Genomic DNA, 22,623 nt, shown 5'->3' with positions numbered 1-22,623 from the left:
TGAATATGAAGAAAAGAAAAAAATCAAGGAAATGGATGAAAATAGGAATTCTCATCCTGATATTTTTAGCAGCAGTACTTGTGAGCAGTCTGGTCATGAATAAGGGAACCGATGACCAGACGATTAGTTTAGGTGAGCCGACATTGCCGATGGTATCGGTCATTGTAGATGACAATGAGGTAAATGCGTTGCCGGGGTATACTACGGAGATGAACATAACAGCAATGCGTGATACGATCACTCCGGTGGCAGCAACAAGGACATTACAGTTGAATCTTTATAGCTATGGAGAGCAGATCCGGAAAATTTCTTACGAGGCGTATTCGCTTGACGGAAAGGACTGCTATCTGAAAGAAAATGTTGAAGAATGGAATGGTGGAAATTCGGATACGGAATCATCGCAAGTGACGTTAAACTTAAGTCGTGCAGTGGACGATTCAATTCAGGAGGCAGTTCTAAAAGTAACTTTAACGTTGGAAGATAAGGATGTTTATTATTACACAAGAATCGAGCAGAATTTCAATCGTTCAGCCAGAGAGTGTCTGAATTTTGCTAAAAGCATCCATGAGAAAACATTTGACAAACAATATGCAGAAGAACTGGAAGCTTATCTTGAGCCAAATGAAGAAAGTGATAATACAACATTGCAGACTGTGAATATTCATTCGAATATTTCGCATTTACAGTGGGGAGACTTAAATCCACAAGTGTCAACAGATGTGGACTGGAGCATCAAAGAATGTAATACAGTATATACGTCTTTGTTAGCAAGATATCAGGTGACATGTACCGGAGACAGCGGTGAAGTGGAAACTTACAATGTAAAAGAGTTTTTCCGTGTGCGTTGTAATGCAGGGCAGATGTATCTGCTGGATTATTCAAGAACGATGAACCAGATATTCAACGGAAATAAGCAGGTGATAGATAAAGATGGTATTATGCTGGGCGTGACGAATTCGGATGTTGCCTATGCGACAAATAAAAAAGGAACTATTGTAGCATTTGTCCAGGAGAGAGATTTGTGGTTATATAATAAAAATACAGATGAATTATCACAAGTGTTTAGCTTTGCTAATATGGAAGGGCAGGATGAACGTTCCAGAAATGACCAGCATGCAGTACGTATCATTCAGATGGACAATAAGGGAAATATAACATTTGCCGTATATGGATATATGAATCGTGGAGAATATGAAGGACAGGTTGGTGTTGCGGTTTATTACTTTGATGATAATAAAAATGCCGTACAGGAAAAGGCATTTATCCCGAGTACAAAGTCATTTGCAATTGCGGAAGACGAGCTTGGAAAGATGGTATATTTTAACGAAGAGCAACAGATGCTTTATGTACTCGCAGGCGGTACGTTTTATCAAGTATCAATGGAAGATTATGAGCAGACCAAACTGGCAGAAGATCTGGACGAAGGACAGTATGTGGTATCTGAGGATGGACATTTGATCGCATATGAGAAAGATGGTTCGTTAAATACAGCTACAGAGGTAGAAGTGTTGAACCTGGCAAATGGAAAATCTTATACAGTTGAAGCGAATGAAGAAGAGGCTGTCCGTCCGCTTGGCTTTGTTGCAGGTGACTTTATTGTAGGAAGGATACGTGAATCGGATAAAGGGACTACGGTTACGGGGCAGGATATTTTACCGATGTATCAGTTGGAAATCAGGGATTCTTCAAATCAGGTGTTGAAGACATATGCACAGGAAGGTGTATATATTTCCGATATACTGGTAGATTCTAATATGGTAACGCTAAATCGTCTGACGAGAAATGAGAATACTTATACTACGGCGGTCCAGGATTATATTACGAGTAATGAAGAACGTAAAAAGAATAATATCACACTGGAGATTACTTCATCGGACGTAAAAGAAAGGCAGATGCGATTCACCTTTGCGGATGGAATTGAGGAAATGTCACCGAAGATATTAAGACCAAAGCAGGTTGTATCATCAAAGTCGATTACGATAGCATTTGATGATGAGATACGTTCGGATAAATATTATGTTTATGGTATGGGCGAGCTGGTAGCAATTTATGATAAAGCCGCTTATGCAATCCAGAAAGCAGAGCAGGTTTCCGGTGTTGTGATTTCTTCGGAACAGGCTTATGTCTGGGAAAAAGGAAACCGAGATCTGGTGTACAGTACAGATGTAGGGGCATTTAAGAAAGCGGACGATCAGACTTCATTGGAGGCATGTACAAATTATATGGAGCAGTATGATGCAAAGCGAATGGATTTGACAGGATGTTCATTAAACCAGATTCTTTACATTATCAATAAAGGAAGACCGGTTATTGCTATGACAGATGCAAGTCACGCGATTCTGCTGGTTGGATATACGACAGACAATGTCACTTATATTGATCCGGACACAGGCGAAGGCAAGACGGTAGATACTGCGACAATGGAAGCAATGGTGGCAGGAAGCGGAAATACATTTATAGGATATGTAAAATAAGAAACACGAAAGAAGATAGTTGGAGTAAATAATGTATTGAAAGCATTGCACTTTAGAAACGAGCAGTGCTATAATACTGATATTGTGTAACTGAAGATAGAAAAAGGAGTATTTTGATATGGATTTGATAACAGTAAAAGAGTTATTTAAGAACAGAGAAGAATATCTGGATAAGAAAGTAACAGTTGGTGGATGGATCAGAAGTATCCGTGATTCTAAAACATTTGGATTTATCGTGGTAAATGATGGCTCGTATTTTGAACCACTTCAGATTGTGTATCATGACAAGATGGAGAATTTCCAGGAAATCTCAAAGCAGAATGTCGGAGCTGCAATCGTAGTGACAGGAACATTGGTCGCAACACCACAGGCAAAACAGCCATTTGAGATTCAGGCAGACGAAATCACAGTAGAGGGTGCTTCAGCACCGGATTATCCACTGCAGAAAAAGCGTCACAGCTTTGAGTATCTTAGAACTATTTCGCATCTTCGTCCGAGAACAAATACATTCCAGGCAGTATTTCGTGTACGTTCTCTGGCAGCATATGCAATTCATCAGTTCTTCCAGGAGAGAGGATTTGTATATGTACACACTCCGTTAATCACAGGAAGTGACTGTGAAGGTGCAGGAGAGATGTTTAGAGTAACAACACTTGATATGGAAAATCTTCCAAAGAACGAAGACGGAACAGTAGATTACAGTCAGGATTTCTTTGGTAAAGAAACAAGCCTTACAGTAAGTGGTCAGCTTAATGGTGAGACTTATGCACAGGCTTTCCGTAACATTTACACATTTGGACCAACATTCAGAGCTGAGAATTCTAATACAACAAGACATGCAGCAGAGTTCTGGATGATCGAGCCAGAGATTGCATTCGCAGATTTGGAAGATGACATGGAGCTGGCAGAGGCTATGTTGAAATATGTTATCAATTATGTGATGGAACAGGCTCCGGAAGAGATGAACTTCTTCAACTCATTTGTAGATAAAGGACTGATTGAGCGTCTGAAGAACGTTGTAGAGTCTGATTTCGCAAGAGTAACATATACAGAAGCGGTAGAGATTCTTGAGAAGAATAACGATAAATTTGATTATAAAGTATCTTGGGGATGTGATCTGCAGACAGAACATGAGCGTTATCTTACAGAAGAGGTTTATAAACGTCCTGTATTTGTTACAGATTATCCAAAGGAAATCAAAGCATTTTATATGAAACTGAATGAAGACGGTAAGACTGTAGCAGCAGTAGACTGTCTTGTACCGGGAATTGGTGAGATTATCGGAGGAAGCCAGAGAGAGGATGACTATGACAAGCTCCTTGGAAGAATGAATGAGCTTGGGCTGGAAGAGAAGGACTATCAGTTCTATTTGGATCTTAGAAAATATGGTTCTACACGTCATGCAGGATTTGGTCTTGGATTTGAGCGTTGTGTAATGTATCTGACAGGTATGTCAAACATTCGTGACGTAATTCCATTCCCAAGAACAGTAAATAACTGCGAATTATAAGGCTAAGAGGAGAACAGAAATTATATGAAGATTACGTTACCTGGCAAAGTGACAGAGATTATTGAAAATTTACAGATGCATGGATATGAGGCATATGCGGTTGGAGGATGTGTGAGAGATTCAATTCTTGCAAAAGAACCTCAGGACTGGGATATCACTACGTCTGCAAAGCCGGAAGAAATAAAAGCACTTTTTCCGAGAACAGTAGATACTGGAATTGAACATGGAACGGTAACGGTTCTTATGGGGAAAGATATGTATGAAGTGACGACATATCGAATTGACGGAGTTTATGAAGACAGCCGCCATCCAAAGGAAGTAATCTTCACAAATAAGCTGGAAGAAGATTTGCGCCGTCGTGATTTTACGATCAATGCAATGGCATATAATGATGATGTTCGTCTGGTAGACGCATTTGGCGGAATGAAGGATCTGAATTATCATTTGATCCGTTGTGTAGGTGATCCGAAGGAACGCTTTGAAGAAGATGCTCTGCGAATCCTGCGTGCAGTGAGATTTTCCGCACAGTTGGATTTTGCAATTGAAGAACATACCGCAGATGCAATTCGTTCACAGGTGCTGTCATTGAAAAATATCAGTGCAGAAAGAATACAGGCAGAATTGATAAAGCTGCTTATGTCAGATCATCCGGAGCGTCTCAAGGATGCATACGAGTTGGGAATCACAAGAGTGATTCTTCCGGAATGGGACCGTATGGTCGGGGTGGAGCAGCACACACCGCATCATATGTATGATGTGGCAGAGCATACACTTCATGCGATCATGAATGTAAAGCAGGATAAGATACTGCGTCTGACGATGTTATTCCATGATATGGGAAAACCATTTGCAAAAACGACAGATGAAAACGGACAAGATCATTTTAAAGAGCACTCAATCGGCAGTGAGGAGAAAGCCCGTTCCATCATGCAGCGCCTGAAGATGGATAATGATACGATCAAAAAAGTAACAAAACTGGTATGTTATCATGATTATCGTATCGAGGCGACAGGACCGAATGTACGGCGTGCCATGAATCGTATAGGAGTAGAATTATTTCCATATTATCTGGCAGTTCGTATGGCGGATGTGAAAGCACAAAGTTCATATCAGCGACGTGCAAAGATTGAAAATATCATTGCAATGCGAGAGATTTATCAGGATACTTTGATCAAGGAGCATTGTGTGACACTTAGAGACCTTGCAGTTACGGGCAAGGATCTTATGGAGATTGGCATGAAGCCGGGAAGAGAACTTGGCAATATGTTGAATGAGCTGTTGGAGTGGGTTATTGATGATCCACAATGTAATAAAAAAGAGCTGCTTTGTGAGTATGTAAAAGAAAGGCTTGGACTTTAAGAATACTTTGGCTGCCTCTTACATAGATTAAAAAGAGTTATGAATCGTGTAATGTAGGGGGCAGCAATGAGAGAAAGTGAATTAGAAATCTTAGAACAATATCCAATTGAGGCAGAAAGCACCCGTAAAATCAGGGGTGCGTTTTTTATCAACACGAAAGAGGGAACGATGCTGTTAAAAGAGACAAAAATCTCTGACAGACGTGCCCTCTTATTTTATACGCTATTATGTCAGCTTGAAGAGAGTGGCAAATATGTGGACACACCGATACTGAATTCGGAAAATAAATTGGTCAGTACCGCAAGAGATGGAAGCCGGTATCTGCTGAAAAAATGGTATGACGGGAGAGAGTGTGAGGTGCGGCGTGAAGCAGATGTGCTTATGGCAGCAGAAAATCTGGCACACTTGCACCTAGATATGAAATGGAGAGACATATGCAGTGTAGAGGAAAAACAGGAGATACGGCCGCCGGCGGGAAGACATTTGAAAGAAGAAATGATATGTCATAACCGCGAATTGAAAAAGGTGAGGGCATTTGTGCGAAAACGCGTGAATAAAGGGACATTTGAAGCAATGTATTTAAAATCCTTTGAGCAAATGTATGAGGCAGGAAAAGCGGTGGAGGAGCGTCTTGCAAATTCTAAATATGATGAGCTTTATAAATCGAGTGTTGAAGAAGGTTTGTTAATCCATGGAGATTACAATTATCATAATGTGCTCTTGCTTCCGCAAAAGGTTGTGACAACTAATTTTGAACATTTTAGAAGAGACGTGCAGGTGTTGGATTTGTATTATTTTTTGCGGAAAGTTATGGAAAAATATCATTGGAGTGTTGTACTTGGAAATGAAATTTTAAGCCGGTATAACAGTGTGAGGACACTGCAGAAAGAAGAACTAGAATATATTGCGTTGAAAATAGCTTATCCGGAGAAATTTTGGAAAATTGTGAATGCTTATTATCATTCCAATAAGGCGTGGATGCCAGAGAAAAATGTCGAAAAACTTGAGCTTGCAGTAGCTCAAAATCAGGAAAAACTACGATTTTTAGAAGTGATATTTGACTTTCGGTTATAGGAGGTGGAAAAAACGGCAAAAACCACGTGTTTTCGCCGTTTTTTAAGCGTAGAATGCTTGACAAATAGTAGTGGAAATTGTATAACAGTATCTAAGGGCAAAGCCGAGAAACGGCGAAGAAGAGCCTTTACCCGGTTAGAATTAGAATTCTACTATAATAAAAAGGAGGAAATATTCATATGAACAAAACAGAATTAATCGCAGCAATTGCAGAAAGAGCAGAAATTTCTAAGAAAGATTCAGAAAAAGCAGTAAAGGCTTTTATCGATGTTGTTACTGAAGAACTGAAAAAAGAAGAGAAAGTTCAGTTAGTTGGATTTGGAACATTTGAAGTAAGCAAGAGAGCAGCAAGAACAGGTAAGAACCCACAGACAGGTGAGCCTATGACAATCAGCGCTTGCAACGCACCAAAATTCAAAGCTGGAAAAGCTCTGAAAGATGCTGTAAACTAAGACGAATAGATGAAAAGCAGGCATCGCAGGATGCCTTGTAAATAAAGGAGAAAGAGGCAGAGGGTTATATCCTCTGCCTCTTTCTCCTAAAAAAGGGATTAAAGAAAAGGAAAGATAAGATGAGATTAGATAAGTTTTTGAAGGTTTCCCGCTTGATCAAACGAAGAACAGTTGCGAATGAAGCCTGCGACGCGGGACGAGTTCTGGTGAACGGAGTTGTCGCAAAAGCTTCTGTAAAGGTAAAGGTCGGAGATATTATAGAAATCCAGTTTGGAACAAAGACGGTTAAAGTAGAAGTTTTGGATATTCAGGATACAACAAAGAAAGAAGAAGCAAAAGATTTGTTCCGTTATTTGTAAAAAATAAAAAGACATAAAATTTAAAACTCTTTCATATATATTTGAATGGAGATACTTTCAATCTCGAAAGGTTGAGAAACTCCTGACATATCCAGACATGGAAAACATGCTTTGGAGATATTGAGAGAGGGGGAGTTTGTGTGGAAGAAAGGCAGATTGCAAAGGCACACAAGCTGGTCATCAATAATCGAAAGACAAGTATGGTGACTGGTGTGCTTGACGTATTATCCTTTGATTTAAATGAAGTTGTGCTTGAGACCGAACAAGGCATGTTGCTGGTCAAAGGTACGGACCTGCATGTAAATAGGCTTAGCGTGGAAAAGGGAGAGATAGATATTGCCGGCAATATAGACAGTATTATTTATTCCGATACAAATCAAACAGGGCATCCAAATGAAAATTTGTTTACAAAATTATTTAAATAGGAAATGCCTATGATGCTTGGAATTAGAACAGAAGCTGTTATTTTTTTCTATGCGTGGCTGTCTGGCTGCATTTTATTTATTGTTTATCAAGTGTTGATCCAGATGAGAAAGTTAATACGACATTCAATTGTAATGATAAATTTGGAAGATTTTTTGTTCTGGATGGGAACCGGGGGTTATTTGTTTAGACAGATGTATCGCACAACGCATGGAACGATACGATGGTTTTTCCTCCTGGGAGTGATTTTGGGAAGTGTAAGTGCATGGCTTGTGAAACGAAAAGTTTTCTGATGTGTATCCTTCGTGCCAATCAGCGTAGTGATTGACACGGGAGTGAACGGTAATGTCAATGTAACAATTTATTAAGAAATATGTAAAAATTACTTGAAAATAAACATTAAACCAGATATTATAAAAACACAAGCAGAGGTATAGAAAAGTAGAAGGGACGTAACATGTAGTTCGCAAAGTAAGGTGAGTGCAGTTATGAATAATAAAAAAGCAGGAAAGCAGGGCCATAAGAAAAAAAGAACAGCCCGTCCGCATATGAAAAGTGTACAGATAATCTGCGTAGGATTGGCAGTGTTAACATTAGTATTTGGCATAGGTTCCATCTCTATTTATTCAAAAAATCAAGACTATAAACAGCAGGAAGCTGAATTGGAAGCCCAGATAAAGAAAGAGGAAGAACGGTCAAAAGAGATAAAAGAATATCAGGATTATGTTAAGACTGATGATTACATAAGAGAAGTTGCGGAAGATAAACTGGGCTTAGTGGATCCGAATGAGATCCTTTTCAAGCAGACGAATTGAATATAGAAAAATAAAAACACGAACGAAAAACTCCGGAGAGAACTCCGGAGTTTTTTATTACATTAGGAAAATTTATTTCTTATGTAATAAAAATCCTCCGGCAGGATACGCACTGCGTCGTACAATGTAAATGTCGCAAGCGGCCGCCGCAGGTGCTTGAATGTGCAAAGCACATTCTTTTTGGAGGTGACATAATAAAATGGAAGAAGGACAGATGCTTCATACAAGCCCATACGTGGCACAGATAGAAAAGTTTGCAGATTCACTTACACAATTGGCGAATACATTTCTGAAAATGGAAAATAAGAAAAAATCTTTTACAAATGATGAGATTGATGCGATGTTTGCTCAAGTGAAAGAGCATGTCTGCGCAAAATGTGAAAAAAGAGACTGGTGCTGGGGAGAAAATTATGTACACACATGCCAGATGGGGTATGAAATATTATCGGCGGTAGATAATTATGGAGATGAAATGAATGTAGAAACGAAGCGTAAGCTGAAACAGTGCTGTATTCGTGCTCCGCGATTTCTAAGAGAAATGTTAGAGGCATTTCAAGCGGCCCGGCAGAACATGATGTGGACAAACAGGATGGCATTAAGCAGGGAGGGATGTGCGATCCAGATGGACACATTTGCCGAAATGATACGTCAGACCGCAAAGGAAATGGAGGATAGTATTTTCCATGATGAATGGTTGGAAAAAAGAATTATTGAGGCACTAAAGAAAAAAGGAGTCCGGGTGTTAAAAACTGATTTTTTTATGAATTCGGAAGGAAAATATGAAATCCATGTAACTGCAAGAGCAATGTATGAGCAATGTTTTACAGTCCGTGAGATTGTGAAAGAAATTTCGATTGCAGCCAGACGAAAACTAACTCCCGCAAAGGAACAGGCACAAATAATGGGTCGGGAATACATTACGGTAGTATGCATGGAAGGACCGGAATATTACACGTTGCAGGGAGTTGCAAAAGTCGGAAAAGGAAGCTGTGAAATATCAGGCGATAATTTTATGATGCTGGATCTTCCGGGAGGAAAGCAGGGAGTTGCATTGTCAGACGGAATGGGTTCGGGAGAGCGGGCATGCCGCGAGAGTACATTGGTGATTGAGTTATTGGAGGAGTTGCTTGAAGCAGGATTTCCTGAGAAAATGGCAATTCAGATGATTAACACAACACTGGTAATGGGACGGGAAGAGATACATTATTCTACAATAGATATGTGTGTGTTTGATTTGTATAGCGGCATATGTGAGTTTTTAAAAGCCGGCGCATCGTCGACATTTATTAAAAAGAAAGATAGCATCGAGCACTTGCGTTCAACTAGTCTGCCGATAGGAGTGGTTCATAAGCTGGACGTAGATCACGCAAAAAGACAGTTGGAAGATGGTGATTTTGTGATTATGGTTACCGATGGAATTATGGATGCGCTGCCGGTAGGGGAGCAGGATGTGTTATTGGAAACGATTATAAAAGGAACTGCAATCATAAATCCGAAAGAAATGGCACAACACATTTTAAAACAAGTATTGAATTGGACAGGCAAACCGCCTGAAGATGATATGACCGTATTGGTTATCGGAATTTGGAAATATTAAGGGATTGTTGCATTTTTCGGGGAGATTGAGTATAGTTTACTTATGAAACGAATAGAAAAATTTATCCAAAAATATCATATGCTCACCTGTGGCGATAAGGTGATTGCAGGTGTATCGGGAGGTGCAGATTCGGTATGCCTGTTTTTGATGCTCTTAGAATTGAGAGAAAAAATAGGGTTTGATTTAATTGCAGTGCATGTACATCATGGGCTTAGAGGAGAGGCAGCAGACCAAGATCAGCGATTTGTAGAAGCATTATGCGAGCAGCATCGAATCCCATTGGAAATTTTCCGTGTGAATCTGGAATCAATTGCGAAAAAGAGGAAACAATCTTTGGAGGAAGCCGGGAGAATGGTGAGGAGAGAAGCATTTGACAGTGTGTGCCAAAAATACGGAGGAAATAAAATTGCATTAGCACATCATCAAAATGATAATGCAGAGACACTGCTTTGGAATCTGTCACGAGGAACCGGGTTAGACGGACTAGGAGGAATCCGTCCGGTTAATGGAAAATTTATCCGTCCGCTGCTATGTATGAACAGAAAAGAGATTGAAGAATATCTTTCCAAGAGAAAGCAATCCTATTGTATTGATGAAACGAATGCAGGGACAGATTATACAAGAAATAAATTGCGGCATCTGGTACTCCCGATTTTAGAAGAACAGGTCAATTCGGCTGCAGTCCGGCATATGAATGAAACAATGGAGCAGATATGGGAGCTCCAGGAATATATGCAGGAACAAGTGGAGGCTGCATATCAAGAATGTGTACAGGAACATTCTGAAAAAGCATGTTGGATTCAAATTCAGCAAAATTCCTTTGAAACATTTCCGGAATTGATAAAGAAAATGGTGATCCGAAAAGGCATGGAACAAGTGGGGGGCAAAAAAAGAGATTTGAGCCACAAACATGTCGATGTGATGATGGAGTTAATGAATAAGCAAGTAGGACGGACACTGGATCTTCCTTATGAAATGCATGCAAAACGAAATTATGAAGGAATCCGGTTAGAGAAAAGAAGAACATATTCGTCCGGGGAAGAAAAGAAAGCAGAAATCATGCAGGAATGCATGAGTGAATTGAACATTCCGGGGGAAATCATACTTGCAGACAGGAATCTTAAAGTTCGATGTAAAATACTGGAAAAGCCTAAAAATCTTTCAATAAAGGATATACCACAAAAAATATACACGAAATGGTTTGATTATGATATAATAAAGAGCAGTCTGTATATTAGAACAAGACAGGCAGGCGATAATATTGTAATTGATGAAAAAGGTCATCAAAAAAAACTAAAGAGTTGGTTTGTAGATGAAAAAATCCCGAAAGAGGTAAGAGACAGTCAATTGTTGCTCGCAGAGAACAATGATATTTTATGGGTTTTGGGACACCGGATGAGCCAGGCTTATCAAGTGAAGCAGTCAACTAAGTGGATTCTACAAATTGAAGTAGAAACATACAAAAGTGATGGAGGAAAAGAAAATGGCAGAAACAATTCGAGAGTTAGTATCTGAAAAAGCTGTAGACGAGAGAATCGTAGAGCTGGGAAAACAGATTAGTAAAGATTATGAAGGAAAGCAGGTACATTTAATCTGCGTACTGAAAGGCGGAGTCTTCTTCATGTGTGAATTGGCAAAGAGAATTTCTGTGCCTGTATCGATGGACTTTATGAGTGTCAGCAGTTATGGCGATGATACAAAATCCAGCGGAGTTGTAAAAATCGTGAAAGATCTGGATGAAGCAATTGAAGGAAAAGATGTGTTGATCGTAGAGGATATCATTGATTCCGGACGTACATTGTACTATCTGATTGATATTTTGAAGAAGAGAAATCCAAAAAGCGTTCATTTGTGTACATTATTAGACAAACCGGAACGTCGCGTGAAAGACGTGAAAGTAGATTATGTTGGATTTAATATTCCAGATGAGTTCGTAGTAGGATATGGTCTGGACTACGCACAGAAATATAGAAACCTGCCTTTCATCGGAGTAGTGGAAGGTCTGGAGTAGAGAGGAGCATATTAAATTGAATAATGACAGCAAGAAGTATAAAGGCACTGGCGTAACATTCTTTGTAGTCATCATAGCAGTGCTTTTTGCACTTTGGTTTGCAAGCCGGATCCAGGCTCAGGGGCAGGAAGTGACTTACACAAGATTTGTACAGGAAGTCCAGGATAGCAACATCAGTGACGTAACAATTAACCAGAACCGGACTGTACCAACCGGCTCAGTGTCATTTGTGTTAAAGAATAGTGGCTCAGCAGGGAAAGTGAATGTATCAGATGTGAATAAGGTGCAGGAGCTTCTCAGTAAATATGATATAGATTATAAGATGCCGGATGTAGCGGAAGCAGGAATTTTTGAGACAACAGTATTGCCGGTTATGTTGACGGCATTAGTTGTGATGTTCTTGTTTATGTTAATGAACAGACAGGCAGGAGGCGGTTCGAACGCAAAAGCCATGAATTTTGGGAAGAGTCGTGCGAAGATGAGTGCTCCTGGTGAAAAGAAAGTAACATTTGAAGATGTTGCCGGATTAAAAGAGGAAAAAGAAGAACTTGAAGAAATCGTAGATTTCCTGAAAGATCCAAAAAAATATGTTCAAGTCGGAGCAAGAATTCCGAAAGGTGTATTGCTTGAGGGACCTCCGGGAACAGGTAAGACATTGTTGGCAAAAGCTGTTGCGGGAGAAGCCGGAGTACCATTCTTTACAATTTCAGGTTCTGATTTTGTGGAGATGTTTGTCGGTGTCGGTGCATCACGTGTGCGAGATTTGTTTCAGGATGCAAAGAAAAATGCACCATGTATCATTTTCATCGATGAGATAGATGCAGTGGCAAGACGACGTGGAAGTGGTCTCGGTGGCGGTCACGATGAGAGAGAACAGACACTGAACCAGATGCTTGTAGAGATGGATGGTTTCGGAGTTAATGAAGGAATCATCGTAATGGCTGCAACGAACAGAAAAGATATTCTGGACCCTGCAATCCTTCGTCCGGGAAGATTTGACAGAGATGTTATTGTTGGCCGTCCGGATGTCGGGGGCCGTGAAGAGATTCTTAAAGTTCATGCAAGAAATAAGCCACTTGGAGATGACGTGGATTTGAAACAGATTGCCCAGACAACAGCCGGATTTACCGGAGCAGACCTGGAAAATCTGTTAAATGAAGCGGCAATTCTCGCAGCAAAGCAAAACCGTATGTATATTCAACAGGCTGATATTCGTCATGCGTTTGTAAAAGTCGGTATCGGACCTGAGAAGAAGAGTCGTATTGTATCTGAGAAGGAACGCAGGATTACGGCGTACCATGAAGCAGGTCATGCAATTCTCTTCCATGTGCTGCCGGATGTAGGACCTGTATACAGCGTATCTATCGTACCGACAGGTGGTGCAGGTGGTTACACAATGCCACTTCCGGAAAAAGATGATATGTTCAATACAAAAGGACATATGTTACAGGAAATTATCGTATCACTGGGTGGTCGTGTAGCAGAAGAACAGATATTTGATGATATCACAACGGGTGCATCCCAGGATATTAAACAGGCAACTGCAATTGCAAAATCAATGATCACGAAATTCGGTATGTCAGAAAAGCTTGGTCTGATTAATTATGATAATGACAGTGACGAAGTATTTATCGGAAGAGATTTCGGTCATGCTTCATCAAGGGGATATGGTGAGAAGGTTGCAGCAACAATTGATGAAGAAGTAAAACGCATTATAGATGACTGTTATGAAAAAGCGAAAGCTCTGTTAGACGAATACCATCCAGTATTGGAGTCCTGTGCTCAGTTACTGTTAGAAAAAGAAAAGCTTACAAGAAGTGAGTTTGAAGCACTTTTTGAAAAATAATGTGTACGGTAGTTGAGAGGAGTTAGAGTTATGAGAAGAGACGCTTTGTTCTGTGATGGGACTTCGTCTTATGTGATGCCTGCCGAACCAAAGGCAGGAGAAACTGTTACACTACGGTTTCGAACAGCAGAAAATGATGTCGCAGATGTGATTCTGCTCGTTGGTGAAGAAAAAGCCAGATATACGATGCAGAAGGCAGATAGTATAGAAAATTTTGATTTTTGGGAAATACAGTGGACACTGGATGAGGATCCATTGGTTTACTGTTTTGAAATCCAGCGTGGCGGAGAAATCTGTTATTATAATCGCTGCGGGGTGTCAGATCGTATTGTCGATTACTATGATTTTAAGATTGTACCTGGATTTTCCACACCAGATTGGGCAAAAGGTGCAGTAATGTACCAGATTTTTGTGGATCGTTTTTATAATGGCGATTCGCAAAATGATGTGGAAGACAGGGAATATATTTATATCGGAGCACCATGTGAGCAGGTCAAAGATTGGGGCTCTATACCGGCAACACCAGATATCCGCCGGTTCTACGGCGGAGACCTGCAGGGAGTTATGGATAAATTAGATTATCTTCAGGATTTGGGAATCGAAGTAATCTATTTCAATCCATTGTTTGTATCTCCATCAAACCATAAATATGATATTCAAGATTATGATTACATTGATCCACATTACGGAAAGATTGTTAAAGATGGCGGAGAGGTTCTGGCAGAAGGGGATATGGACAATACCCATGCTACGAAATATCAAATCCGCACAGGCGATAAAGAAAATCTGGAAGCCAGCAATGCATTGTTTGCAAAATTGGTAGATGAGATGCATAAGCGAGGCATGCGAGTGATACTGGACGGTGTGTTCAATCATTGTGGTTCTTTCAATAAATGGATGGACCGAGAGAGAATTTATGAGCAGCAACCGGCTTATCAGGATAAACAGGGTGCTTTTGTAAGTTCACAGAGTCCGTACCGCAGCTTCTTCCATTTCTTCAAGGAAGAGGAAAGCGCATGGCCATATAATTATAATTATGATGGCTGGTGGGGGCATGACACACTTCCAAAATTAAATTACGAAGATTCACCAAAACTGGTGCAATATATTATGGATATCGGTAAAAAATGGGTATCTCCGCCGTATAATATTGACGGATGGCGTCTGGATGTTGCGGCAGACCTTGGATATTCCAATGAATATAATCACATGTTCTGGAAAGAATTCCGTAAACAGGTGAAGAGTGTGAATCCGGATGTATTGATTCTTGCAGAGCATTATGGAGATCCGGGAGAATGGCTTCAGGGGGATCAGTGGGACAGCGTCATGAACTATGATGCATTTATGGAGCCACTGACCTGGTTTTTGACAGGTATGGAGAAGCACAGTAATGAGCGCCGTATTGATCTGTGGGGTAATGCAGAGATATTTGTGAATTCAATGAAGCATTTTATGGCATGCATGCTGACACCATCTTTGCAGGTTGCAATGAACGAATTATCCAACCATGACCATTCCAGATTCCTCACAAGAACAAATCATATTGCCGGTCGAGTAGAACAGCTTGGATATAAGGCAGCAGAAGAAGGAATTAACGAGGCTGTATTCTGTGAGGCAGTTGCAGTACAGATGACCTGGGTTGGAGCACCGACCATCTATTATGGAGATGAGGTTGGAGTTGTCGGATTTACAGATCCGGATAATCGCCGTACATTCCCGTGGGGTAATGAAAATCAACGATTATTGAATTTTCATAAAGAGATGATCCGTATTCATAAAGAACAGGAAATCCTTAGAACAGGTTCGATCAAGATGCTTACATGGAAAAATAATGTGTTGGCATATGGACGTTTTCAGGATGATGAACAGATTGTTGTAATCTTGAACAACAGTAAAGAATTGAAAGAAATAACAGTTCCGGTGTGGCTTGCAGAAGTACCACAAAATACCCGTATGTATCGTTTGATGTATACATACGAAGAAGGATTTACAACAGGGTATGATGAATATATTGTGCAGGACGGAGAAGTTGTTGTAAACATGGGACGACATTCCGTACTGATTTTAAAAACATTGAAGGAATAAAGGAGAGAGCACGATGGCAGATAAACAGAAATATTATATTACAACAGCGATTGCCTATACATCGGGTAAACCGCATATAGGAAACACATATGAGATCGTACTTGCAGATGCAATTGCAAGATACAAAAGAAGTCAGGGATACGATGTGTTTTTCCAGACAGGAACTGATGAACATGGACAGAAGATTGAACTGAAGGCAGAAGAGGCCGGAATTTCACCAAAGGAATTTGTAGATAACGTATCCGGTGAGATTAAGAGAATCTGGGATTTGATGGATACATCTTATGATAAATTTATCCGTACGACAGATGAAGAACATGAGAAACAGGTACAGAAAATCTTCAAGAAACTGTATGATCAGGGAGATATCTACAAAGGACATTATGAAGGTATGTACTGTACACCATGTGAGTCATTCTTTACAGAGTCACAGCTTGTAGATGGAAAATGTCCAGACTGCGGACGTCCGGTTCAGCCTGCAAAAGAAGAAGCATATTTCTTTAAAATGAGCAAATATGCAGACAGACTGATCGAACACATTAATACACATCCAGAATTTATTCAGCCGGTATCTCGTAAAAATGAGATGATGAATAACTTCCTCCTTCCAGGGCTTCAGGATTTATGTGTATCAAGAACTTCATTTAAATGGGGAATCCCGGTAGATTTTGATCCGAGACATGTTGTATATGTATGGCTGGATGCTTTGACAAACTATATCACAGGAATCGGATATGACTGTGACGGAGAAAACACAGAACAGTTTAAAAAAGACTGGCCGGCAGACTTACATCTGATCGGTAAAGATATCATCCGTTTCCATACAATTTACTGGCCAATCTTCTTGATGGCGCTTGATCTTCCACTTCCAAAACAGGTATTTGGTCATCCATGGCTGCTTCAGGGAGATGGTAAGATGAGTAAATCGAAAGGAAATGTACTTTATGCTGATGAACTGGTAGATTTCTTTGGTGTAGATGCAGTTCGTTATTTTGTACTTCATGAGATGCCATTTGAGAATGACGGAGTTATTTCATGGGAACTGATGGTAGAGCGTATGAATTCAGATTTGGCAAATACACTTGGAAATCTGGTAAACCGTACAGTATCCATGACAAACAAATACTTCGGTGGCTCTGTAACAGATAAGGGAGTATCTGGAGATGTAGATGCAGATCTGAAAGCAGTTATGGAAGCAACACCAAAAGCCGTAGAAGCAAAAATGAATGAGCTTCGCGTAGCAGATGCGATTACAGAAATCTTCAATCTGTTTAAACGTTGTAATAAATATATTGATGAAACAATGCCTTGGGTACTTGCAAAAGATGAAGCACAGAAAGATCGTCTTGAGACAGTTCTGTGGAATCTGATTCAGGGAATTTCAGCAGGAGCAGAACTTCTGGAGTCCTTCATGCCTTCTACAAGCAAGAAGATTTTAGAGCAGCTTGGAAATGGTAATGTAACTGACAAACCAGAGATTTTATTCCAGAGACTGGATTTAGAAGAGGTTATGAAGAAGGTTGCAGAACTTCACCCACCGGTTGAAGAAGAAAAAGAAGAAGAGGCAGTTATTGATATCGAAGCAAAACCAGAAATTACATTTGATGATTTCGGAGCGATGCAGTTCCAGGTTGGCGAGATCATTGCATGTGAAGAAGTGAAGAAATCAAGAAAACTGCTTTGTTCACAGGTTAAAATCGGAAGCGAAGTAAAACAAATCGTTTCAGGAATCAAAGGACATTATTCAGCAGAAGAAATGGTTGGCAAGAAAGTTATGGTTCTTGTAAATCTGAAACCTGCAAAACTGGCAGGAGTACTGTCAGAAGGAATGCTTCTGTGTGCAGAAGACGCAGAAGGCAATCTGGCACTTATGGTACCGGAGAAAGAGATGCCGGCAGGAGCAGAAATCTGCTAGGTAGTTAAAAATGACGGAGGTGGAAATCATGAGTACAATAGAATCCAATGTTCCGAATAATCTCTTTGTGTTAAAACATAAAGATCTGGATGTGGCTATGGTTGCAATTGATTTGACCTCCGGAAAGATAGAACACGTGTTGGCTGTGTATTTGCCAAAAGAATTACCAGTTGGTTGTAGTGAAGACAGCTCCAATAGCATATTGTCCTGGTGGGAATCGAGAGCAATCCCGGATTCGAGAAGAGGAATACAGCAGGCGTTAAATTTTCTGCATGAGGAGTCCAATCTGTCCTTGATGTTATCGGGGTATGGATTAAGTCTCACAGACCATTATTGGATGCAGCCATTAGGGAAAGAACTATATTGGAAAAATTTGAATTTTTATGAAAATGCATTCTCAGACGAATTGGGATTGCTTTTGACTGATTCGGAGAAAATAGATATTAATGCCAATATTTCAAAATTCTCCCCATCCTCTTCGGTTACGGGAGAAATGAAAAAAAAGTGGATTATAAAAAATGATATCCGATACCTGATGAAATTAAGTGCAAATGATTATGCACAACAGGCGGTAAACGAAGTAATTGCGACTACTCTACATAAACAGTCAGGGTGGAAGAATTATGTTACGTATGAAGTTGAGACAACAAAAATAGAAGGTAAAGAAATCCCTTGTTCGTTAAATCCGTTGTTTACTTCAACCAGATATGAGTTTGTATCAGCATATCAATTGATAAAAAACTATAAAATACCGAATGAACTGTCTTCGTATGAGGCAATCATTGAACAGGCAGTAAAATTAGGAATGGACGAAAATGAAGTGCGGGATCAATTGGAATATACAATTATGACCGACTTCATTTTGACAAATGTAGACCGACATTTTAATAATTTTGGATTTTTATATGATTCAGAAGTTGGTAAGCTGGTTGCGATGGCTCCGATTTTTGATACAGGAAACTCATTATTTTATGCTACTGATATCATTCCTCAAAAAGAAAATCTGTTAGATATTCGTGTGAATTCGTTTTGCAAGAGGGAAGCAGATATGCTTCGATATGTGAAAAATAATAAATGCCTGAATTTAGATAAATTAGATGGTTTTCCAGATAAAGTACAGAGTTTGTTACTGACATATACGGACATGTCGGAAAAAAGAGCAGTAGAGATCAAACAAACAGTTGTGCAGAAAATAGAATATCTGAAATTGTTTCAGCAGGGAAAGAAAATCTGGAAAAAGGAAAAATACTGGTAGGGTGATTATATGCAGGAGGCACAGGTTACAAGAGATGGAAATATCCTTACAATAGGAAAAGATATACAGTTAATTGTGAATTTGGATAATCAGCAAAATTATGTGAAGTATGATTCCAGGAAAGTTCCATATCAGCGGGAGATTGTATTTGGGAAAGATCTTCTGGAGGGTAAGCGACAAAATGTATTTCGTACGGCAATTAATTACTATTATGAACAGGCATGCAGATTTGTAGAAGGATTGCAAATAGCTGAAAACTATCAAAAGACAATAAATACGACGGTAAGAGAAATAAAGTAGAATAAAAAATAAGATATAAAATGAGAATGCAGGAAACTGTATTCTCATTTTTCAATTTATAAGAGTTTGCTATATGTTTCGCAGTTTAAAAAATAGAAAGATTATTTTGTATAAAATGAAATATGAATGTGTAAAATACCTGTAAAGATTTGTACAACATCTGTCTTGTCAGATGTAAAGGTGGATGCTATAATGACAACAATATGCGTGACTGCTTAGCAGAGATAAGGTAAGCAACAATAAATGTGCAGAGAAATGAATCAAACAAAGATGGAGTTTTGTACAATAAATTCAGCATATTAGAAAGAGGTTTCGTGATGAGAATAGATGCAGATGTTGTAATTGTAGGAACAGGAGTTGCAGGATTGTTCAGTGCGTTGAATCTGCCAAGAGATAAAAAAATAGTTATGATCACAAAGGCAGATCTGGAGAGCAGTGATTCTTTTTTGGCACAGGGAGGAATTTGTGTACTCCATGATAAGGATGACTATGACAGTTACTTTGAAGATACAATGAAGGCAGGACATTATGAGAATCGTAAAGAGTCTGTTGATATTATGATTCGAAGCTCTAGCCAAATCATTGAAGAACTGGTACAATATGGTGTGGATTTCGAACGTCTGGAAGGTGGAGAGTTTGCATACACAAGAGAAGGAGCACATTCCAAGCCGCGTATTCTGTTTCATGAGGATGTGACAGGAAAAGAGATTACGAGTAAATTACTTGCACAGGTGAAAAAGCTGGATAATGTAACAATATATGAATATACAACGATGACAGACATATTGGTAGAAGATGGTGAGTGCAAAGGAATCATAGCAGAAAAAGCCGGAGATTTAATTGAAATCTACGCACCGGATACAATATGGGCCAGTGGCGGAATTGGCGGATTATATAAACATTCCACAAACTTCCCACATCTTACCGGAGATGCTTTGGATATTTCCAAAAAGCATGGAATACGTCTGGAGCATTTGGATTATGTACAGATTCATCCGACTACATTATATTCCAAAAAGCCAGGAAGAAGATTTTTGATTTCCGAATCTGTACGAGGTGAAGGTGCTGTATTATATAATAAGAATATGGAGCGGTTTGTAAATGAATTGCTTCCTCGAGACGTAGTGACAAAAGCAATTCATGAACAAATGCAGAAAGATGGAACAGATTATGTCTGGTTATCAATGGAGCACATCGATAAAGAGACAATTTTGAATCATTTTCCAAATATTTATCAGCATTGTCTGGAGGAAGGATACGATGTCACAAAAGAATGTATCCCCGTTGTTCCGGCACAGCATTACTTTATGGGTGGTGTATGGGTTGATTCAGACAGCAGAACCTCCATGGCACATTTATATGCAGTCGGAGAGACAAGCTGTAATGGAGTTCACGGGGCAAATCGTCTCGCAAGCAATTCTTTGTTAGAAAGCCTTGTATTTGCGCAGAGAGCAGCAACGAAGATTTGCGGTGGAGAAAATCCATTTACACCATATGTGGAAGCAGAAGAATCCGAGGACGAAAAAATCAGAGCGTAAAAGTTGATGAAGTTTTAAAATTATAAAATCAGAGAAAAATTATGTATAGAATGGAGAAACGACATGAATAAGATTACAACAACATTACAGGTAGATCAGTTAATTCTGGAGGCATTACGTGAGGATATATCAAGCGAGGATGTGACAACAAATGCTGTTATGAGAGAGGCTGTAGACGGAGAAGTGGATTTAATTTGCAAGCAGGACGGCGTGATTGCAGGATTAGATGTTTTTAAACGAGTATTTGAGCTTCTTGATGATAAGGTAAGAGTTGAATTCTATTGCAAAGATGGAGACGAAGTGAAAAACAAACAGCTGATGGGAAAAGTATATGGAGATATCCGTGTGCTTCTGTCAGGGGAACGTGTTGCATTGAATTATCTGCAGAGAATGAGCGGAATTGCAACATATACACATTCTGTAGCAGACTTGCTCAAAGGAAGCAAAACAAAATTGCTGGATACAAGAAAAACAACACCGAATATGCGTATTTTTGAAAAATATGCAGTTCGTGTAGGTGGCGGATACAATCACCGTTACAATTTGTCTGACGGTGTACTTTTAAAAGATAATCATATCGGGGCAGCTGGAAGTGTTACAAAAGCAGTAGAGATGGCTAAAGAATACGCACCATTTGTACGTAAGATTGAAATAGAAGTAGAGAATCTTGATATGGTAAAAGAAGCTGTCGAAGCCGGTGCAGATATCATTATGCTAGACAACATGTCAACAGAAGAAATGCAGGAAGCAATCAAGATCATTGACGGAAGAGCGGAGACAGAGTGTTCTGGAAATGTGACAAAAGAAAACATTGGTCGTTTGACAGCACTTGGAGTAGATTATATTTCCAGCGGTGCACTGACGCATTCAGCACCAATTATGGATATTTCTCTGAAAAACCTTCATGCTGTAAATAAGTAGAAAGTGTCTTGGAGGGAGTTATGACCGGAACAGAGCGTAGAAATCAAATTGTTGAACGGATCAGGAAGAATGAGGTACCGGTATCGGGAACTATGCTTGCAAAAGAATTTGAAGTAAGCAGACAGGTCATTGTACAGGATATCGCACTTATTCGGGCAGCGGGATATGATATTATATCAACCCATAGAGGATATCTTTTAAATGAACCAATCAGTGTAAGCAGAGTATTTAAGGTGCAGCATACAGATGAACAGACAGAAGAAGAATTGTATTCCATTGTAGATCTTGGTGGGACTGTGGCAAATGTGATGGTGAATCATAAAATATATGGACAAATGGAAGCTGAACTGAATATTAATTCCAGAAAAAAGGCAAAAGACTTTATTGATGATATAAAAAGCGGTAAGTCAAGGCCATTGAAAAATATTACCTCGAATTATCATTATCATAAAGTTGTGGCAGACAGTGAAGAAACATTAGATATGATTGAAGAAACATTACAGGAAAAAGGTTTTTTAGTTACTGCTAATTAAAAAGCAAAAACAGATGTGTGAAAAAGCACATCTGTTTTTGCTTTTTTAAAGAAAATGTGATATTGTATTTAAGAATGTGTAAAGTTATTTGGTTGAAGAATGAATTTACAATAGGTAAATTTGTATCATACAACTGAATTTTGATGTGAGTACAAG

20 protein-coding genes are annotated in these 22,623 nt (G+C 39.4%); all 20 read left to right on the top strand.

Annotation, left to right across the window (positions count from 1 at the left end; all coding sequences use genetic code 11):
• Positions 1 to 5: 5 nt before the first annotated feature.
• The 20 genes from D8Q48_RS09285 (at position 6) to D8Q48_RS09190 (ending at position 22,467) form a co-directional block, all read left to right on the top strand.
• Positions 6 to 2,474, top strand: a complete 2,469-nt coding sequence (locus D8Q48_RS09285; RefSeq protein ID WP_121056337.1) for a C39 family peptidase — start codon at positions 6 to 8, stop codon at positions 2,472 to 2,474.
• A 118-nt stretch (positions 2,475 to 2,592) separates the two neighbouring features.
• The gene (asnS, locus tag D8Q48_RS09280) at positions 2,593 to 3,984 is read left to right on the top strand and encodes an asparagine--tRNA ligase (RefSeq protein WP_121056335.1); all 1,392 of its coding nucleotides are present in this window, start codon (positions 2,593 to 2,595) and stop codon (positions 3,982 to 3,984) included.
• 24 nt (positions 3,985 to 4,008) lie between these two features.
• Positions 4,009 to 5,343 carry a CCA tRNA nucleotidyltransferase gene (locus D8Q48_RS09275; RefSeq protein ID WP_022075465.1) on the top strand — a complete coding sequence of 445 codons (1,335 nt, stop codon included), beginning with the start codon at positions 4,009 to 4,011 and terminating at the stop codon, positions 5,341 to 5,343.
• A 66-nt stretch (positions 5,344 to 5,409) separates the two neighbouring features.
• Positions 5,410 to 6,417 carry a CotS family spore coat protein gene (locus D8Q48_RS09270; protein WP_117989953.1) on the top strand — a complete coding sequence of 336 codons (1,008 nt, stop codon included), beginning with the start codon at positions 5,410 to 5,412 and terminating at the stop codon, positions 6,415 to 6,417.
• A 179-nt stretch (positions 6,418 to 6,596) separates the two neighbouring features.
• Positions 6,597 to 6,869 carry an HU family DNA-binding protein gene (locus tag D8Q48_RS09265; protein WP_022075463.1) on the top strand — a complete coding sequence of 91 codons (273 nt, stop codon included), beginning with the start codon at positions 6,597 to 6,599 and terminating at the stop codon, positions 6,867 to 6,869.
• A 119-nt stretch (positions 6,870 to 6,988) separates the two neighbouring features.
• The gene (locus D8Q48_RS09260) at positions 6,989 to 7,228 is read left to right on the top strand and encodes an RNA-binding S4 domain-containing protein (RefSeq protein ID WP_022075462.1); all 240 of its coding nucleotides are present in this window, start codon (positions 6,989 to 6,991) and stop codon (positions 7,226 to 7,228) included.
• A 140-nt stretch (positions 7,229 to 7,368) separates the two neighbouring features.
• Positions 7,369 to 7,653, top strand: coding sequence for a sporulation protein YabP (yabP, locus tag D8Q48_RS09255; RefSeq protein WP_022075461.1), 285 nt, complete (start codon positions 7,369 to 7,371; stop codon positions 7,651 to 7,653).
• A gap of 9 nt (positions 7,654 to 7,662) precedes the next feature.
• Positions 7,663 to 7,944, top strand: a complete 282-nt coding sequence (gene yabQ / locus D8Q48_RS09250) for a spore cortex biosynthesis protein YabQ (RefSeq protein ID WP_117989954.1) — start codon at positions 7,663 to 7,665, stop codon at positions 7,942 to 7,944.
• 195 nt (positions 7,945 to 8,139) lie between these two features.
• Positions 8,140 to 8,466 carry a septum formation initiator family protein gene (locus D8Q48_RS09245; RefSeq protein ID WP_117989955.1) on the top strand — a complete coding sequence of 109 codons (327 nt, stop codon included), beginning with the start codon at positions 8,140 to 8,142 and terminating at the stop codon, positions 8,464 to 8,466.
• A gap of 199 nt (positions 8,467 to 8,665) precedes the next feature.
• Entirely contained in the window at positions 8,666 to 10,063 is a 1,398-nt protein-coding gene (locus D8Q48_RS09240; RefSeq protein ID WP_117989956.1) for a SpoIIE family protein phosphatase, read from the top strand.
• Positions 10,064 to 10,105: 42 nt separating this feature from the next.
• Positions 10,106 to 11,578, top strand: coding sequence for a tRNA lysidine(34) synthetase TilS (gene tilS / locus D8Q48_RS09235; protein ID WP_117989957.1), 1,473 nt, complete (start codon positions 10,106 to 10,108; stop codon positions 11,576 to 11,578).
• On the top strand, positions 11,547 to 12,074 hold the full coding sequence (gene hpt, locus D8Q48_RS09230; protein WP_022075456.1) for a hypoxanthine phosphoribosyltransferase: 528 nt from the start codon (positions 11,547 to 11,549) through the stop codon (positions 12,072 to 12,074). The genes tilS and hpt overlap by 32 nt, the downstream gene beginning before the upstream one ends.
• 16 nt (positions 12,075 to 12,090) lie before the next feature.
• Positions 12,091 to 13,920: an ATP-dependent zinc metalloprotease FtsH gene (gene ftsH, locus D8Q48_RS09225; RefSeq protein WP_117989958.1), complete on the top strand. Its 1,830-nt coding sequence runs from the start codon at positions 12,091 to 12,093 to the stop codon at positions 13,918 to 13,920.
• Between the two features lie 30 nt (positions 13,921 to 13,950).
• On the top strand, positions 13,951 to 16,005 hold the full coding sequence (locus tag D8Q48_RS09220; protein ID WP_117989959.1) for a glycoside hydrolase family 13 protein: 2,055 nt from the start codon (positions 13,951 to 13,953) through the stop codon (positions 16,003 to 16,005).
• Positions 16,006 to 16,018: 13 nt separating this feature from the next.
• The gene (metG, locus tag D8Q48_RS09215) at positions 16,019 to 17,920 is read left to right on the top strand and encodes a methionine--tRNA ligase (RefSeq protein WP_117989960.1); all 1,902 of its coding nucleotides are present in this window, start codon (positions 16,019 to 16,021) and stop codon (positions 17,918 to 17,920) included.
• 28 nt (positions 17,921 to 17,948) lie between these two features.
• Positions 17,949 to 19,175, top strand: coding sequence for a HipA domain-containing protein (locus D8Q48_RS09210; protein ID WP_117989961.1), 1,227 nt, complete (start codon positions 17,949 to 17,951; stop codon positions 19,173 to 19,175).
• Between the two features lie 9 nt (positions 19,176 to 19,184).
• Positions 19,185 to 19,475, top strand: a complete 291-nt coding sequence (locus tag D8Q48_RS09205; RefSeq protein WP_117989962.1) for a hypothetical protein — start codon at positions 19,185 to 19,187, stop codon at positions 19,473 to 19,475.
• Positions 19,476 to 19,792: 317 nt separating this feature from the next.
• A complete protein-coding gene (locus D8Q48_RS09200) occupies positions 19,793 to 21,013 on the top strand; it encodes an L-aspartate oxidase (RefSeq protein WP_117989963.1) in 1,221 nt (406 codons plus the stop codon).
• 63 nt (positions 21,014 to 21,076) lie between these two features.
• Entirely contained in the window at positions 21,077 to 21,934 is an 858-nt protein-coding gene (nadC, locus tag D8Q48_RS09195; RefSeq protein ID WP_022075451.1) for a carboxylating nicotinate-nucleotide diphosphorylase, read from the top strand.
• 20 nt (positions 21,935 to 21,954) lie between these two features.
• Positions 21,955 to 22,467, top strand: a complete 513-nt coding sequence (locus tag D8Q48_RS09190; RefSeq protein WP_117989964.1) for a transcription repressor NadR — start codon at positions 21,955 to 21,957, stop codon at positions 22,465 to 22,467.
• Positions 22,468 to 22,623 lie beyond the last annotated feature (156 nt).

Origin of the sequence: Ruminococcus sp. B05 (genome assembly GCF_003628495.1) — a bacterium.
Taxonomy (GTDB): Bacteria; Bacillota; Clostridia; order Lachnospirales; family Lachnospiraceae; genus Schaedlerella; species Schaedlerella hominis.
The sequence above is the reverse complement of the archived record's forward strand: the minus strand, read 5'-3'. Positions and strand labels throughout refer to the sequence as shown.